Source organism: Streptomyces sp. NPDC058683, from assembly GCF_042716195.1.
GTDB lineage: Bacteria > Actinomycetota > Actinomycetes > Streptomycetales > Streptomycetaceae > Streptomyces.
Window position 1 is genome coordinate 1 of sequence record NZ_JBHXSK010000024.1, and the last position, 14,511, is coordinate 14,511.

At 72.4% G+C, this 14,511-nt stretch carries 12 protein-coding genes; 5 read left to right on the plus strand and 7 right to left on the minus strand.

The window, feature by feature from the left end:
• Positions 1 to 130: 130 nt before the first annotated feature.
• Together purU and ACFWXC_RS25995 are read right to left on the minus strand one after the other, a co-directional pair.
• A complete protein-coding gene (gene purU, locus ACFWXC_RS25990; RefSeq protein ID WP_384482416.1) occupies positions 131 to 1,015 on the minus strand; it encodes a formyltetrahydrofolate deformylase in 885 nt (294 codons plus the stop codon).
• Between the two features lie 56 nt (positions 1,016 to 1,071).
• The gene (locus tag ACFWXC_RS25995; protein ID WP_384482418.1) at positions 1,072 to 1,572 is read right to left on the minus strand and encodes a hypothetical protein; all 501 of its coding nucleotides are present in this window, start codon (positions 1,570 to 1,572) and stop codon (positions 1,072 to 1,074) included.
• A gap of 117 nt (positions 1,573 to 1,689) precedes the next feature.
• Here ACFWXC_RS25995 and ACFWXC_RS26000 point away from each other — a divergent pair, with 117 nt between their 5' ends.
• Positions 1,690 to 2,994, plus strand: a complete 1,305-nt coding sequence (locus tag ACFWXC_RS26000; protein ID WP_384482420.1) for an ABC transporter substrate-binding protein — start codon at positions 1,690 to 1,692, stop codon at positions 2,992 to 2,994.
• A gap of 28 nt (positions 2,995 to 3,022) precedes the next feature.
• On the opposite strand, the gene ACFWXC_RS26005 is transcribed toward ACFWXC_RS26000, so the two are convergent.
• Both ACFWXC_RS26005 and ACFWXC_RS26010 read right to left on the minus strand, forming a co-directional pair.
• Complete coding sequence (locus tag ACFWXC_RS26005; RefSeq protein WP_384482422.1) at positions 3,023 to 4,663, minus strand: hypothetical protein; 1,641 nt, start codon at positions 4,661 to 4,663, stop codon at positions 3,023 to 3,025.
• A 201-nt stretch (positions 4,664 to 4,864) separates the two neighbouring features.
• Positions 4,865 to 6,250 carry a transcriptional regulator gene (locus ACFWXC_RS26010; protein WP_351711835.1) on the minus strand — a complete coding sequence of 462 codons (1,386 nt, stop codon included), beginning with the start codon at positions 6,248 to 6,250 and terminating at the stop codon, positions 4,865 to 4,867.
• 274 nt (positions 6,251 to 6,524) lie between these two features.
• Between ACFWXC_RS26010 and ACFWXC_RS26015 the strand changes: the two genes are divergently transcribed.
• From ACFWXC_RS26015 to ACFWXC_RS26025, 3 genes are all read left to right on the plus strand, one after another.
• Positions 6,525 to 7,187 carry a bifunctional DNA primase/polymerase gene (locus ACFWXC_RS26015; protein ID WP_384482424.1) on the plus strand — a complete coding sequence of 221 codons (663 nt, stop codon included), beginning with the start codon at positions 6,525 to 6,527 and terminating at the stop codon, positions 7,185 to 7,187.
• A gap of 293 nt (positions 7,188 to 7,480) precedes the next feature.
• Positions 7,481 to 8,254: an ABC transporter ATP-binding protein gene (locus ACFWXC_RS26020; protein WP_384482426.1), complete on the plus strand. Its 774-nt coding sequence runs from the start codon at positions 7,481 to 7,483 to the stop codon at positions 8,252 to 8,254.
• Complete coding sequence (locus ACFWXC_RS26025; RefSeq protein ID WP_384482427.1) at positions 8,251 to 9,843, plus strand: transporter; 1,593 nt, start codon at positions 8,251 to 8,253, stop codon at positions 9,841 to 9,843. The genes ACFWXC_RS26020 and ACFWXC_RS26025 overlap by 4 nt, the downstream gene beginning before the upstream one ends.
• A 121-nt stretch (positions 9,844 to 9,964) precedes the next feature.
• Here the strand turns inward: ACFWXC_RS26025 and ACFWXC_RS26030 are convergent, their stop codons facing one another.
• A complete protein-coding gene (locus ACFWXC_RS26030; RefSeq protein ID WP_384482429.1) occupies positions 9,965 to 10,855 on the minus strand; it encodes an alpha/beta fold hydrolase in 891 nt (296 codons plus the stop codon).
• Between the two features lie 499 nt (positions 10,856 to 11,354).
• Positions 11,355 to 12,047 carry a metal-dependent transcriptional regulator gene (locus tag ACFWXC_RS26035; RefSeq protein ID WP_351321325.1) on the minus strand — a complete coding sequence of 231 codons (693 nt, stop codon included), beginning with the start codon at positions 12,045 to 12,047 and terminating at the stop codon, positions 11,355 to 11,357.
• A 254-nt stretch (positions 12,048 to 12,301) separates the two neighbouring features.
• Between ACFWXC_RS26035 and ACFWXC_RS26040 the strand changes: the two genes are divergently transcribed.
• Positions 12,302 to 13,057 (plus strand): SIS domain-containing protein, encoded by a 756-nt coding sequence (locus ACFWXC_RS26040; RefSeq protein ID WP_384482431.1) that lies wholly within the window; start codon positions 12,302 to 12,304, stop codon positions 13,055 to 13,057.
• Positions 13,058 to 13,076: 19 nt separating this feature from the next.
• Here the strand turns inward: ACFWXC_RS26040 and ACFWXC_RS26045 are convergent, their stop codons facing one another.
• A complete protein-coding gene (locus tag ACFWXC_RS26045) occupies positions 13,077 to 14,498 on the minus strand; it encodes a PAS domain-containing protein (protein WP_384482433.1) in 1,422 nt (473 codons plus the stop codon).
• Positions 14,499 to 14,511: the final 13 nt, after the last annotated feature.

The following is a 14,511-nucleotide window of genomic DNA, read 5'->3' on the forward strand; positions in this document are numbered from 1 at the left end:
CCCCTGGAAAAGACGGGGCTGCGCCCCGCTTTTGGCTTTTAGGGGCGCGGGGAACTGCGCGAACGGCCCCCACGCGCCCGCGGCCGCCGTACGACCGGCACCACCCCGCCCCTCGGGCGAGAACGAACGGTCAGGCGAAGACGACCGTTCGTCGGCCGTTGAGCAGGATGCGGCGCTCCGCATGCCACTTCACCGCCCGCGCCAGCGCCTGGCACTCCACGTCCCGCCCGACCGCGACCAGCTGGTCCGGGGTGACGCCGTGGCCCACCCGCTCGACCTCCTGCTCGATGATCGGCCCCTCGTCGAGGTCCGCCGTGACGTAATGCGCCGTCGCCCCGATCAGCTTGACGCCCCGCGCATGCGCCTGGTGGTACGGCTTCGCGCCCTTGAAGCTCGGCAGGAACGAGTGGTGGATGTTGATGATCCGGCCGCTGAGCTGCTTGCACAGGTCGTCCGAGAGGACCTGCATGTACCGGGCCAGGACCACCAGCTCGACGTTCTCCTCGCGGACGAGCTCGAGGAGCTGGGCCTCCGCGTCGGCCTTCGTCTCCTTCGTCACCGGAATGTGGCGGAAGGGCACGTGGTACGACTCCACCAGCTCCGCGAAGTCGGTGTGGTTGGAGACCACCGCGGCGATGTCCACCGGCAGCGCGCCGATCCGCGCGCGGAAGAGCAGGTCGTTCAGGCAGTGCCCGAACTTGCTGACCATGAGGACGACCCGCATCCGCTCGTCGGCCCGGTTGATCTGCCAGTCCATGTGGAAGGAGTCACCGACCGCCGCGAAGCTGGCCCGCAGCTTGTCGACCGTCACCGGCGCCTCGGCCGAGAAGTGCACGCGCATGAAGAACAGACCGGTGTCGTGGTCCCCGAACTGCTGGCTGTCCTCGATGTTGCAGCCGGTCATGAACAGGTAGCTCGACACGGCGTGCACGATGCCCTGCTTGTCCGGGCAGGACAGGGTGAGGACGTACTGGTCGGCCAGGGCGGCCTGGGCTCGGGTGGGCTGATCGGTCATGCACCACAGAATCTCATGCCCGGCCGCCCCCGGCGGTCAGCGTCCGCCCCGCGGACTCACGCCGCCCGCGTCATGATCCGCAGCACCTCGAGGCTGCGCGGCGGGATGTCCGGGTCGTCGCCGTCGCTCGCCGCCAGGCGTATGTGCGCGTCCCGGGCCGCCCGGACCGCGTCCGGCCACGCCTGGTGGTCGAGGTACGCGGAGACCGGCGCGTCCGGACCGACCTGGTGCATGATCCGCAGCACCCGCAGCACGGCGGTGTCGACGAGCGCCGCCTCCTGCGAGTCGCGGAATATCGTCCCGACGTACTTCTCCGCGGACCAGCTGTCCAGCCAGGTGTCCTCGACCAGCCGGTAGACCGCGTCGGTCACGTCCCCGTAGCCGTCCGTGCCGGCCAGCCAGACGTTCCGCTGGAACTCCGGATCGGAGAGCATGTGCAGCGCGGAGCGCACATTGCTGCGCCAGCGCCACCACGGCATGTCATTGAGTGGCATGCCGCCCATGGTGGAGGAGCGACGGCCGCGACGGGAAGAGTTCTCCGAACCTTGCACGGTCATCGATCGTACGTTCCTCGTCACACGCCCGTCACCGCCCCCCGCAATTCACCTGCGCGTCACCCCTCGTTGACCATGGGTCACTCGCCGGTTAGTGATGTGGGGGAATCGTGCGTGTCCATGACCGGCAGGCGCCCCACCTTCAGCACCCTCCTCCCCACGACCCACCGGCGCGTCAGAGCCACCGCTCTGTCCGTGGTGGCCATGACGGCCTGTGCGTCACTCGCCGCCGGCTGCGGGGTCGTCCCAGGATTCTCGGGGTCGGGGGACGACGAGATCAAGGTGATGACCTGGGCGCCGCAGAAGACCACCGCCACCAACAAGCCCGGCATGCCCGCCATGGCGTCGGCGATCGTCCGCTGGCTCAACTCCCAGGGCGGCATCGGCGGCCACAAGCTCAAGCTGCTGACCTGCAACGACCACAACACCAGCGTGGGCGCCGCGAACTGCGCCCAGAAGGCGGCCGACCAGAACGTCGTCGCCGTCGTCGGCTCCTACAGCCAGTTCGGCGACTCCTACTTCGCCCCGCTGGAGGGCGCCGCCATCCCCTACATAGGCGGCTACGGGGCGTCGAACGAGGAGTTCACCAGCCCCGTCTCCTACCCGGTCAACGGCGGCCAGCTCACCCTGCTGTCCGGACTCGGGGAGGCGCTGGCCGACAAGTGCGGCCCGGTCACCCTGGTCCGGCCGGACACCATCGCCGGCGACCAGCTGCCCCAGCTCCTCGACTCCGGCCTGAAGGCCGGCGACCACGCCAAGTCGGTCGACCAGCTCGCGGCCGAGGACCTCACCGAGTACGACAAGCAGTCGCAGTCGGCGCTGGAGAGCGCCACCTCGGACTCGCTGAAGACGGGCTGCGTGGTGCCCGAGCTCGGTGACCGCACGGCCACCTTCATGGACAACTTCCAGCGCGCCCGCCAGGACTACCCGAAGGTGAAGACGGCCGCCGAGGTCGGCAGCGTGGACCAGACGGTGATCAACTCCACCGGCGGTGCGTCCGGCCCGTACGAGGGGTCGTACGTCACCGGCTGGTACCCGGTGGCCTCGGACGCGCGCTGGAACGAGATGAAGAAGGTCATCAGCAAGGAGGCCTTCGGCGACAACCGGATCGACCCGGCCGACGCCGGGGTGCAGACGACCTGGATCGCCTACAAGGTCCTGGCCGCCGCCCTGGAGAAGATCGGCGGCGGCGAGGTGTCCGCCGACAGTGTGCGCCGCACCCTCAACGACGGCCTGAAGGTCCCCACCGGCGGCCTCACCCCGTCGCTGTCCTGGCCCTACCAGGGCAAGCTGTCCGCGGCCGGCTTCTCCCGGCTGGTCAACACCGACGTGAACGTCCAGACCGTCAAGGGCGGCCTGCTCCAGTCGGCCAACAAGAAAGCCCTCGACATGACCGAGACCCTGGAGACCGCGGACCTCAGCTGACCGGCCGGCTCGTGCGGCCGGCCCGCTCTCACAGCTGGGTCGGCTGCCGCTGGGTCAGCCCGTACTTGCTCGCGATCGTGTTCCACAGCGCGGCCGCCTTCACCTTCTGGGAGCTGGCGGTGCCGCTCTCCTGGTTGCCGGCCGCGGTCTGGCCGGTGGTGCGGGCCTGGCCCTTGCGGCAGCCGTGCTTGCCCTTGACCTGGTCGGCCCAGGCCGCGTAGTGGTTGTCGGCGTTCGCGGAGGCCTGCCAGGCCTTGGTGAGGGCGGTGGTCAGCTCGGCGTTGGCCGGGAGCTTGTCGACGGAGAGCTTCGCCAGCCGGGTGACCAGCGCGGCCCGCTGCGTGGCGGCATTGCGCAGGTCGGAGGCGGAACCGTCCAGGTCCTTGCACTGCTTCACCTGGGCGACGGCGTTGATCACCGAGGCGCGGCTGCTGCCGCTGTCGGCGAGCAGCTTGTCCAGGGCGGCGGCCTGCGCCTTGGCCGGGTCGGCCGCGGCGGACCCGGACCCGTCGGTGGCGGGCACGGACGCGGCGACCGTCTTGTTGGCGTCGCCCGAGTCCCCGTCGCCCCCGCTGAACAGGGCACCGGCCCCGATCCCGAGGACGGCGATCCCGATCCCGACGGCCGCGATCAGCGGCACCTTCGACCGGCCGCGACCGCCCCGGCCACCGCCGTCACCGTCGTGATCGTGGTCGTAGGACGACGGGGGCGGGGTGTACGCCGGCGGCTGCTGCTGGAAGCTCTGCGGCTGCTGCTGGTAGCGCGGCAGCTGGGCCGTGGACGCGGCCGGGGGCTCGCCGCCCGGCGCGCTGCGGAAGAGGTTGTCGAACTCGGCGGGCGGCTGCCGGTCCCCGCCCTGCTCGGCACCGGCCTGGTACGGCGGGATGTACTGCGTGGCCTCGGCGTCGGAGTGCGCGGCGGGCGCGGACTGCCGGCCCAGGAAGGTGGTCTGCTCGTGGGACCTCTCCGGCGGCAGCGCACCCGGGCCGATCGGCGGTATCAGCTGGGTGGCCCCTTCGGGGGCCGCCGCCACCGGCGGTATGTACTGCGTGGCCCCCTCGTCCGCCGGCGCGGCGGGCACCGGCGGGATGTACTGGGTCGCGCCCTCGTCGGCGGACGGCAGGGCACCGGGGTACCCGCCGTGGCTTCCGTGCGGGACGGCGGGCGGCAGCGCGGCACCCGGGGCGCCGTAGGGGTCCTGGCCGCCGGCCGGGGGCAGCGGGGCACCGTACGACTGCTGGGGTTGGCCGCCGTAGCCGTACGACTGGTCGTAGCCGCCGCCGTACGACGGGGCGGGCGCACCCTCCGGCGGGAGCGGGCCGGCGCCGGGGGCGGGGGACTGGTAGTGGTCGGCCTGGGACTGCGCGGCGTGCGACTGGGCGTTCCAGGCGGGCGGCAGCTCGGGCGCCGGCTCCTGGGTGTTCCACTCCTGGCCGGCCGCCTGCGGCCAGCCCTGCTCGGGCTGCGCCGCGCCCTGCTGGTGACCAGGCCCCCACGGCTGTCCCCAGGCCTGGCCCTCGGAGGGTGCGGTGGTCGGTGCCGGAGCCGGCGCGGGCGGCTGTGATAGGGGGGCGGGAACGCCCGTCATGCCCGGCAGCAGCGGCTCGCCACCGTCGGAGGGCAGCACGATGCCTTCGCGCGCGGGCTCGCCCTGTCCACTCTGCGTCACCGGGACTCCTACTAATGGGGGACCTTGTGAATCGTCGGCTCACGCTACCGGGTCCCCTCAGCAAGGTGCCACGCAGCCAAGGGCGCGATCTTCTTCCCTGTGACAGCAGTAACAAAACCGCCCCGCGGTGCGCTGTATATGCCGCCCCTTGCCCGGCAAGGTGTGGTTTCCCACACGTTCACGCATCCGCGGGGCATGAATTCATGCGGCCGCCTGCAGATCCAGCCGGGCGCCGAACTCCCTGACGACCGGTTCGTCCCGGAACGGCTCCAGACGCTGCTGGAAGTCCTCCAGGTACTCGGCGCCCCGGTTGGAACGGACCGTCTCCAGTAGTTCCACCGCCTTCAGCCCGGTGGCACAGGCCTGTTCGATCTCGCGCTGCTGCACCTGCGCCGTGGCGAGGAGCACATAGCCGATCGCGCGGCGCCGCGCCCGCGTCGGCGGGTGCCCGGCCAGCGACTGCTCCGCGGTCCTCGCGGCCGCCTCGGCCTGGCCCAGGTCACGGTGGCAGTGCGCCAACTCGTCGGCCAGATAGGCCTCGTCGAAGTGCGCGATCCACGCCGGGTCGTCCCCGGACGACGGGTCGGCCGCCTCCATCGCCGACACCGCGCGCCCCGAGGCGAGCTGCGCCGACCGCGCGTCGCCCAGCAGCGCGTGCCCGCGGGCCTCGGCCGCGTAGAACATGGCCTCCGCGCGCGGCGTCACGCGCCCGCGCGCCCCCTCCTGCGCCGCCCGCGCCAACTGGGCGATCTCCCGCGGGTTTCCCAGCTGTGCGGCCAGGTGGCTCATGGAGGCGGCGAGCACATAGCCGCCGTAGCCGCGGTCGCCGGCGGCCTGCGCGAGACGCAGCGACTGGATGTAGTACCGCTGGGCGAGCCCGGGTTGGCCGGTGTCGACGGCCATGTACCCGGCGAGCTCGGTGAGCCGGGCGACGGCGGCGAACAAGTCCCGTCCGACGGACTCCCGGTAGGACCCGGCGAGCAGCCCGGAGACCACGCTGTTGAGGTAGTGCACGACGACCGGGCGCACGTGCCCGCTGCCGTACTGGTGGTCCAGGTCGGTGAGCGCCTGGGTCATGGCCTTCACGGCCGCGACGTCCGACGGCCCGACCCGCGGCCCGGCCTGCCGTGCCACCTGCGCGTCCGGCGCCGAGATCAGCCAGTCCCGGCTGGGCTCGACCAGCGCGGACGCGGCGACCGAGGAGCCGGACAGGAAGTCCCGGCGGCCCACGTCACTGCGCCACAGCTCGCAGACCTGCTCGATGGCCCCCAGGACCGTCGGCGAGAACTGGAGGCCGACGCCCGACGCGAGGTTCTTGCCGTTGGCCATGCCGATCTCGTCGATCGTGACCGTACGGCCCAGTTTGCGCCCCAGCGCCTCGGCGATGATCGCGGGCGCGCGGCCCCGCGGTTGCTGTCCGCGCAGCCAGCGGGCCACGGACGTCTTGTCGTACCGGAGGTCGAGACCGTGCTCCGCGCCGCACATGTTGACCCGGCGGGCGAGCCCGGCGTTCGAGCACCCCGCCTCCTGGATGAGCGCCTGCAACCGTTCGTTCGGCTGCCGAGCGACAAGCGGCCTTGCGGCCATGGCGTACCCCCTGCGAGCTCCCTGTAGGGAAAAGATCCGGCCTTGACGATCACTGCCCAGCGGACATACCGAAAATGCGGGACATGCGAGGATTGCCGGGTAAAGGCAGCGGAATCGCGGGTACGACCGCTGCCAACCCCCCACGTGTGACTACCCGCTCACGCCCCGGTTCCTCCCGCGCGCCCCCACACGTGCATCCATGCGCCCCAGTTGCGGAAAAGATGCTCCTCCCCCGCGCGCGCTACGCCCGTAACTCCAGGTGGGTGCGGGAGTTGTGATGAACGTGGAAGAGACGATCGTCGGCACCGAAGCCGCTCAGATTCCGAAGCAGCGTGGGGAATCGCTGCTGGAGACCGCCGTACGCTACGCCGAGGAGCGCCACTGGGACGTCTTCCCTGGGACCTGGCTGGAAGCGGTCGAGGGGGTGCAGCGCTGTTCCTGTGGTGAGGTCGCGTGCGGCGCGCCCGGCGCGCACGCGGCGCGCCCGGACTGGGCGACGCAGGCGACCGGTAGTGCGACGGTGGCGCGCCGGATGTGGCAGAAGCAGCCGACGGCGTCGATCCTGCTGCCGACGGGGCGGACCTTCGACGCGTTGTCCGTCCCGGAGACTGCCGGGTTCCTGGCGCTGGCGCGGATGGAGCGGATGGAGCTGACGCTCGGGCCGGTGACGCTCACGCCCGATCGCCGGATGCAGTTCTTCGTGCTGCCGGGCGGGTCGGCGAAGGTGCCGGAGCTGGTACGGAAGCTGGGCTGGGCGCCGGCGTCGCTGGACCTCACGGCGCTGGGTGAGGGCGCGTACGTGCCGGCGCCGCCTACGCGGCTGGGCTCCCGGGGTGCGGTGCAGTGGGCCTGCCGGCCGACACCGGCGAACCGGTGGCTGCCGGACGCGGAGGAGTTGATCTCGGCGCTGGCCTATGCGTGCGGAAGGGATCGGTAGCGCGCCTACTGGGCTGCCGGGTGCTGTGGTCGTGGCGACTGCGGGCGCGATGTGGCTGGTCGCGCCCACGCGGCGGAGCCGCAAATTCAACACAGCCCCGCGCCCCTGCCGGGGCGCTGTCCAGCCGCGTCTCATCTAGCCACCCAGCTGCGGGCAATCGTGCCGCAGGGCGGCACGGGTGGGCGCTGGGGGTACCCCCTCTGGGGGAGGCGCCCTGCACGCGCCGGTAAGCGAAACCCCCGCTCCCACGCACCCGCACCCTCGTAGACCCGACTCCCCCATAGGGTTCTGGCATGACCGATGCCGTTCGTGTTCGTGGGCTCTGGAAGCGGTTTGGGCAGCAGGTGGCCGTCGGCGGCATCGATCTGTCGCTGCCCGCCGGGAAGTTCGTCGGGCTGGTCGGGCCCAACGGGGCCGGGAAGACCACCACCCTCTCCATGGTGACCGGGCTGCTCCGGCCGGACCAGGGGAGCGTCGAGGTGGTCGGGCACGACGTCTGGCAGGACCCGGTGGCGGTGAAGGCCCGCATCGGCGTCCTCCCCGAAGGCCTCCGCCTCTTCGAGCGGCTCTCCGGGCGCGAACTGCTCGGCTACAGCGGTCGCCTGCGCGGACTGCCCGGCGCCGAGGTCGACAAGCGGGCCACGCAGCTCCTCGACGTCCTCGATCTCGCCGGCTCCCAGCACAAGCTCGTCGTCGACTACTCGACCGGCATGCGCAAGAAGATCGGGCTCGCGGCGGCTCTCCTCCACAACCCCGAAGTCCTCTTCCTGGACGAGCCGTTCGAGGGGGTCGACCCGGTGTCCGCGCAGACCATCCGGGGCGTCCTGGAGCGCTACACGGCCTCCGGCGCGACCGTCGTCTTCTCCTCCCACGTCATGGAACTCGTCGAGTCGCTGTGCGACTGGGTGGCGGTGATGGCCGCCGGGCGGATCCGCGCGACGGGCACGTTGGAGGACGTGCGCGGGGCGCACGGCACCCTCCAGGCCTCGTTCCTCGAACTGGTCGGGGCGACCGGACGCAACGCCGGGTCGGACCTGGACTGGCTGGGCGGCGGGGCGGCCCGATGACGGACGTGACCTCCACCGTCGTACGGCTGAAGCTGTCGCTGTTGCGCAACGGGCTGCGGCAGTCCGGTGGCCGGCGGGCCGCGTTCGTCGCGTCGGCCGTGGTCGCGCTGCTGTTCGGGGCGTTGCAGCTGCTGGGGCTGATCGTGCTGCGCGGGCATGCGCACGCGGATGCCGTGGCCGTGCTGGGGGCGGCCGTGCTGGCGCTCGGGTGGGCGGTCATGCCGCTGTTCTTCCCGAGCGGCGACGAGACCCTGGACCCGACCCGTCTGGTGATGCTCCCGCTGCGGCCACGACCGCTGGTACGGGCCCTGCTGGCCGCCTCCCTGGTCGGCATCGGCCCGCTGTTCTCGCTGTTGCTGCTGGTGGGCTGTGCGGTGTCCGTGGCGCACGGGGCGGCCGGGTACGGCGTGGCGGTCGTCGCCGTCGCCCTCGCGCTGCTGGTCTGCGTGGCCCTCGCACGGGCCGTGGCCGCCGCGAACGTACGGCTGCTCAGCAGCCGCAAGGGCCGTGACCTCGCGGTACTGAGCGGCCTGGTCATCGCGATCGGGGCGCAACTGGTGAACTTCGGTGTCCGGAGCCTCGGCGCGGCCGGGCTCGGGGAACTCGCGCCGGTGGCCGACGTGGTGCGCTGGCTGCCGCCGGCGTCGGCGATCGGCGCGGTGCACTCGGCGAGCGAGGGCTCGTACGGCACGGCCGCCGCACAGCTGGGCCTGTCCGTCGCCGCGCTGGCGTTGCTGGTCGGCGCCTGGGCGCGGACCCTGACCCGGCTGATGACCTCGCCGGACGGCTCGACGCTCCAGGCGCCCGACTCGGCCGTCCGGAGCCGTGCCTCCGACGGCGCGGGCCTGGGGCGCCTGCTGCCGGCCGGCCGCACCGGAACGGTCATGGCGCGCAGCCTGCGCTATGTGTGGCGCGACCCCAAGACCAAGGCCGCGTGGGTGACGTCCCTGGCCATCGGCCTGATCGTGCCCGTCTTCAACGCCCTCCAGGGCACCGGGTCGATCTACTTCGCGTGCTTCGCCGCCGGGATGCTCGGCATCCAGATGTACAACCAGTTCGGGCAGGACACCTCGGCCTTCTGGATGGTCGCGATGACCATCTCGTCCCCGCGGGACGCCTACGTCGAGCTGCGCGGGCGGGCGCTGGCCCTGCTGGTGATCACGCTGCCGTACGCGGCGCTGGTGACCGTCCTGACCACGGCCATGCTGGGGGACTGGCCCCGGCTGCCCGAGGTGCTCGGCCTGTCCTTCGCCCTGCTCGGCGCGATGCTGGCGACCGGCGCCTGGACCTCGGCCCGCTTCCCGTACTCCATCCCCCAGGAGGGCCACAAGAACGTCGCCCCCGGCCAGGCCGGCCTCGCCTGGATCGCGATCTTCGGCGGCATGGTCTCGGCGGCCCTGCTGTGCGCCCCCGTCATCGCCCTGACGATCGCGTTGAACGTGAGCGCGGGCGGCGGGGAGTGGACATGGGTACTGCTGCCGGTGGGGGCGGCCTACGGGGCGGCGATCACGTGGGCGGGCCTGCGCCTGGCCGCACCGCGCACGGCGGCGAACCTGCCGGAGATCCTTACGGCTGTCAGCAGGGGGTGACTACAGCGCCCCGCAAGGGGCGCGGGGCTGTATTGAATGTGCGGCTCCGCCGCGTGGGCGCGACCAGCCACAACGCACCCGCAGCCGCGAAACGGCATCGCCACCCCTCCGGTCGCGCCCCTCACTCCCCCACCCGCTCCACAAACGGCTCCACGGCCGCCCGCCAGGCCTCCGGCCGGTCATACGGCAGCAGATGCCCCGCCTCGGCCACCTCGGCGTACTCCCCCTTGGAAAGGACCCGCACCATCTCCTGTGCCTCCGCCCGCCCCAGCTCCCCGTCCACCCCGCGTACGACCAGCGCGGGGCACGGCACCTGGGCCAGTTCCTCCCAGTGCGCGTCGTACACCCAGGTCTCCCGGGACTTCAGCATCTGGTCGGGGTCGAAGACGGGCCGCCACCCGTCGGCGCACTCGTGCATCACCTCGGCGTAGAACTCCCCGCGTGCCGGGTTCGGCCGCTCCACCCACGGGTCGTCCTCGCCGAACCACTTGCGTACGTCGGCGAGCGTGGCGAAGGGGACGGGCCAGGACCTGAACCAGTCGGCCCACTCGCGCTGCGAGGCCGCGCCGAGCGCGGAGGCCCGCATGTCGCAGATGATCAGGCCCCGGACCAGTTCGGGGCGCTTCGCGGCGAGCTGCCAGGCGGTCAGCGCGCCCATGGCGTGGCCGATGAGCACGGCCGGGGCGAGGTCCAGCTGCTCGATGGCGGCCGCGGCGTCCTCGACGTACGCCTCACGGGTGTACGCGGCCTGCGGGGGTTTGTCGCTCTGGCCGTGGCCGCGCTGGTCGAGTGCGACGGCGCGGTGCCGGTCGGAGAGCCAGCGGGCGGTGGAGGCCCAGTGCGAGGCGCGGCCCATCAGGCCGTGCAGTAACAGCACGCCGGGGAACGAGCGGTCCGGGTCGGCACGGTCACCGTGCGGCCGCGCCGGGTCCCCCTTCTTGGGCGGGTCCGCGAACTCCCAGGCGGCGAGGTGTACGCCGCCGGCTCCTGTCACGTCGATGCGTCGTGCCATGAGCCTGGCACCCCCCCTAGCTCCGCGTGCCTAGTGTCGCCTCGTATCGCTTCGTAATGCTTCGGTACCACTGCAGACTATCGAATATCTATTCGAAAATCGGGTCCCTGCGGGCAACACCCCTCGTTCGAGTGACCCCTTCCCAGGCATGATCGGCGCCACCAGGGGGATTTCTTCTGCGGGGGGCGGACCGCTCGGGGAAGACGGTCCGAGGGGATGACCCTGAGAGCTCGGGGCTCCGGGTCAGCACTGGGGAGGACAGGCCCCGGCACCGAAAGGTGCCGGGGCCAACCCCATGTCCATGTCCATGTCTTCGGCACATCCTCCCCGCCCCCCTCAGGTCATATGCCTCTCGCGACAGCCTGGCACGCGAAACGTTCCAGCGCTGCGATTCGGCGCACTGAATCTTGGATCCGGCACGTTCGGCCGACCCGGGAGGGACGTCGACGGGAGGCGTCAACTCCCCCGCGAGCAACGGGAGTTGAACGACCCTCCGGTCTCAGCGCTTGGCGACGAACACGTGGGAGGCGACGTCCGCCTCCAGCTCGGCCGCCTCGCCGCCGCTGCCCACCAGCACGCCGCCGGCCGCCTCCGTCACACTCACCACCGAACCCGGCTGCACACCCGCCCGCCGCAGCGTGTACATCAGCTGCGCATCGGTCTGGATGGGCTCGCCGATCCGGCGTACGACCACGGTCTTGCCGTCCGCGCCCGGGTCCAGGTCGGCCAGCGACACCATGCCCTCGTCGAGGAACGGGTCCGCGCCGTCCTTCTCGCCCAGCTCCTCCAGGCCCGGGATCGGGTTGCCGTACGGCGACTCGGTCGGGTGGCGCAGCAGCTCCAGCACCCGCCGCTCCACGGCCTCGCTCATCACGTGCTCCCAGCGGCACGCCTCGGCGTGCACCTGCTCCCATTCCAGGCCGATCACGTCGACCAGCAGGCACTCGGCGAGCCGGTGCTTGCGCATCACGCGCGTCGCCAGGCGGCGGCCCTCGTCGGTCAGCTCCAGATGGCGGTCGCTGGCGACGGACACCAGGCCGTCCCGCTCCATCCGCGCCACCGTCTGGCTCACCGTCGGCCCGCTCTGGTCGAGCCGCTCCGCGATGCGGGCGCGCATGGGGACCACGCCTTCCTCTTCGAGCTCGAGGATGGTGCGGAGATACATCTCCGTGGTGTCGATCAGTCCGGACATACGTGCCCCTCGATTACCTCTGCCGGAAGCCCGGCCGCGTGCGTGCGCTGGCCCTGTCACCAATTCTGCCGGATCCCACTGACAAGCGGGGGACGCCGGGAGAACAGAGGCCGGACATCCCGGCCCGCCGCTGCCGCCCCCGGCCATATTGACACCGAGATGGTCCAGACCGGAGGGTGATCGGCGACACAGACTTCCGTGCCCCGGACCTCCGCGACACGGGCCACGGCGTCGACCGCGCAAAGGGGCACCGCATGAGCGACGGCACACCCGCCGACCTGTTCTTCGACGCCGCGATCGGCCTCCTGCAACGCGTCCGCGACGAGGAGGCCGAAGCCATCACCGCCGCCGGCACCCTCCTCGCCGACACCGTCGCCTCCGGCGGCCGGCTGTTCGCCTTCGGCGCCGGGCACTCCTCCCTCGCCGCCCAGGACGTCGTCTACCGCGCGGGCGGCCTCGCCCTCATGAACCTCCTGGCCGCACCCGGTCTGGTCGGCGTCGACGTGATGCCCGCCACCCTCGGCTCCCGCCTGGAACGCGTCGACGGACTCGCCACCGCCGTCCTCGACACCTCACCCCTGCGCGCCGGCGACGCCCTCGTGATCATCTCCCTCTCCGGCCGCAACGCCCTGCCCGTCGAAATGGCCGTCAGCGCCCGCACGCGCGGCGCCAAGGTCATCGGCGTGACCTCCGTGGCCTACGCCGCGCAGACCGCGTCCCGGCACTCCTCCGGCACGTACCTCAAGGACCACTGCGACGTCGTCCTCGACTCGAAGATCGCCATCGGGGACGCCGAACTCACCCTCGACACCATCCCGGCGCCCTTCGCCCCCGCCTCCACGGTCGTCACCAGCGCCCTGCTCCAGGCAGTCCTGGCCACCACCGCGGCCACCCTCGCCGACCGCGGCATCGAACCCCCGCTGCTGCGCTCCGGCAACGTCGACGGCGGCCACGAGTGGAACGCCCGCGTGTTCGAGGAGTACCGCGACCGGATCTTCTACCAGCACTGAGACGCAGCCACCGGTACCGCTACTGCTGCCGTTCCTTCTCCAGCTGGGCCAGGTCCAGCGCCGTGGCGATCCGCACGGCCACGTCCTCCGCGTACGTCGCGTCCACCCGCTCGAAGCGGCTGCGCCCCGACCCGCGCAGGAACGTCAGCACGCCCAGCGTCCGCCCCCGGCTGCGCAGCACCGCGCACAGCGCGTGCACCGCGTCCCCCGGCCACTGCCGCTCCAGCGCCCACGCCCGCGCGCGGTCCGCCGGCACGCTCCCGGCGTCCGCCCGCACACTCCCGGCGCGCGCCACGCACTGCAGCGCCGGATGCCCCTCCTCGTAGCGCACCGGCAGCCCTGCCGCGCCCGTCAGCAGGCTCGGCCCCGGCGACCCGGTCGGCGTGGCCGCGATCCGCACCAGCCGTACCGGACCCACGTCACCGTCCGCCCGGGCACCGCCCACCACCCGGTCGACCACCGCATGATCGGCGAACCCGGCCAGCGCGAAGTCCAGATGGACGGTGGCCGCCTCCACCGGGTCCTCGCACTCGGAGGCCGCCCGGCCCGCACGATGCAGCTGGTTCGCGCGGAAGCGCAGCATGGCCGCCTCCTGCTCGGCCTGCTTGGCCTCCGTGACGTCCTGGAACAGCCAGCCCACTCCCAGCGGCACCGGCTCCTCCGCGAGCGGCGACGCCAGCCGCACGAACCCGGACCGCCAGCAGCGCCGCTGCTCGCCCTCGGCCGTCCGCACGCTCACCCACATCTCGGCCGGCGCCGGCGGCGCACCCTCGGCCAGCACATGTGTGAGCGCGCCCTCCAGATCCTCCACGCCCTGCGCCAGCAGCTCCCCGAGCGGGCGCCCCAGCGCCGACGTACGCCCCGTCCCGAGCGCCCGCGCGGCATGCGCGTTGACGACGGCGGGCCGCAGATCCGCGTCCACCAGGACGACACCCCAGGCCGCGTCCTCGAACAGCGCCTCGCTCAGCGCGATCGACCGCTCCAGGTCGATCTGCGTATGCACCTCGCTGAACGCGCAGTACACACCCGCGGGCTTGCCGTCCGGGCCGCGCACGGCCGCCGACTGCGTCCGTACGAGCACCCGCCCGCCGTCCTTGGTGAGCAGCGCGAACTCGTGCACCTGGCGCCCCGGGGCGTGCATGGCCGACAGCAGCCGCCCCTCGACCTCGTCGGCGTCCGCCTCGCGCACCGCCCACCCGGCGAACCCGTGCCGGCCCACCGCCTCGGCCGCCGTCCACCCCAGGATCCGCTCGGCCTCGCGGTTCCAGTGCGTGACGAAGCCGTCCGCGTCGAACGCGCACAGGGCCGCGTCCATGCCGTCGAGGAGCGCGGCGAGCAGATCCGACCCGCCCGAGTCCTCCGGACCGTCCCGCTCCGGTTCCGGCTCGGGCTCGTCGGGCCCCAGCTCGTCGGTGGTCCCACTACGCCGGGAAGCACTCACCTGGACCCCCATC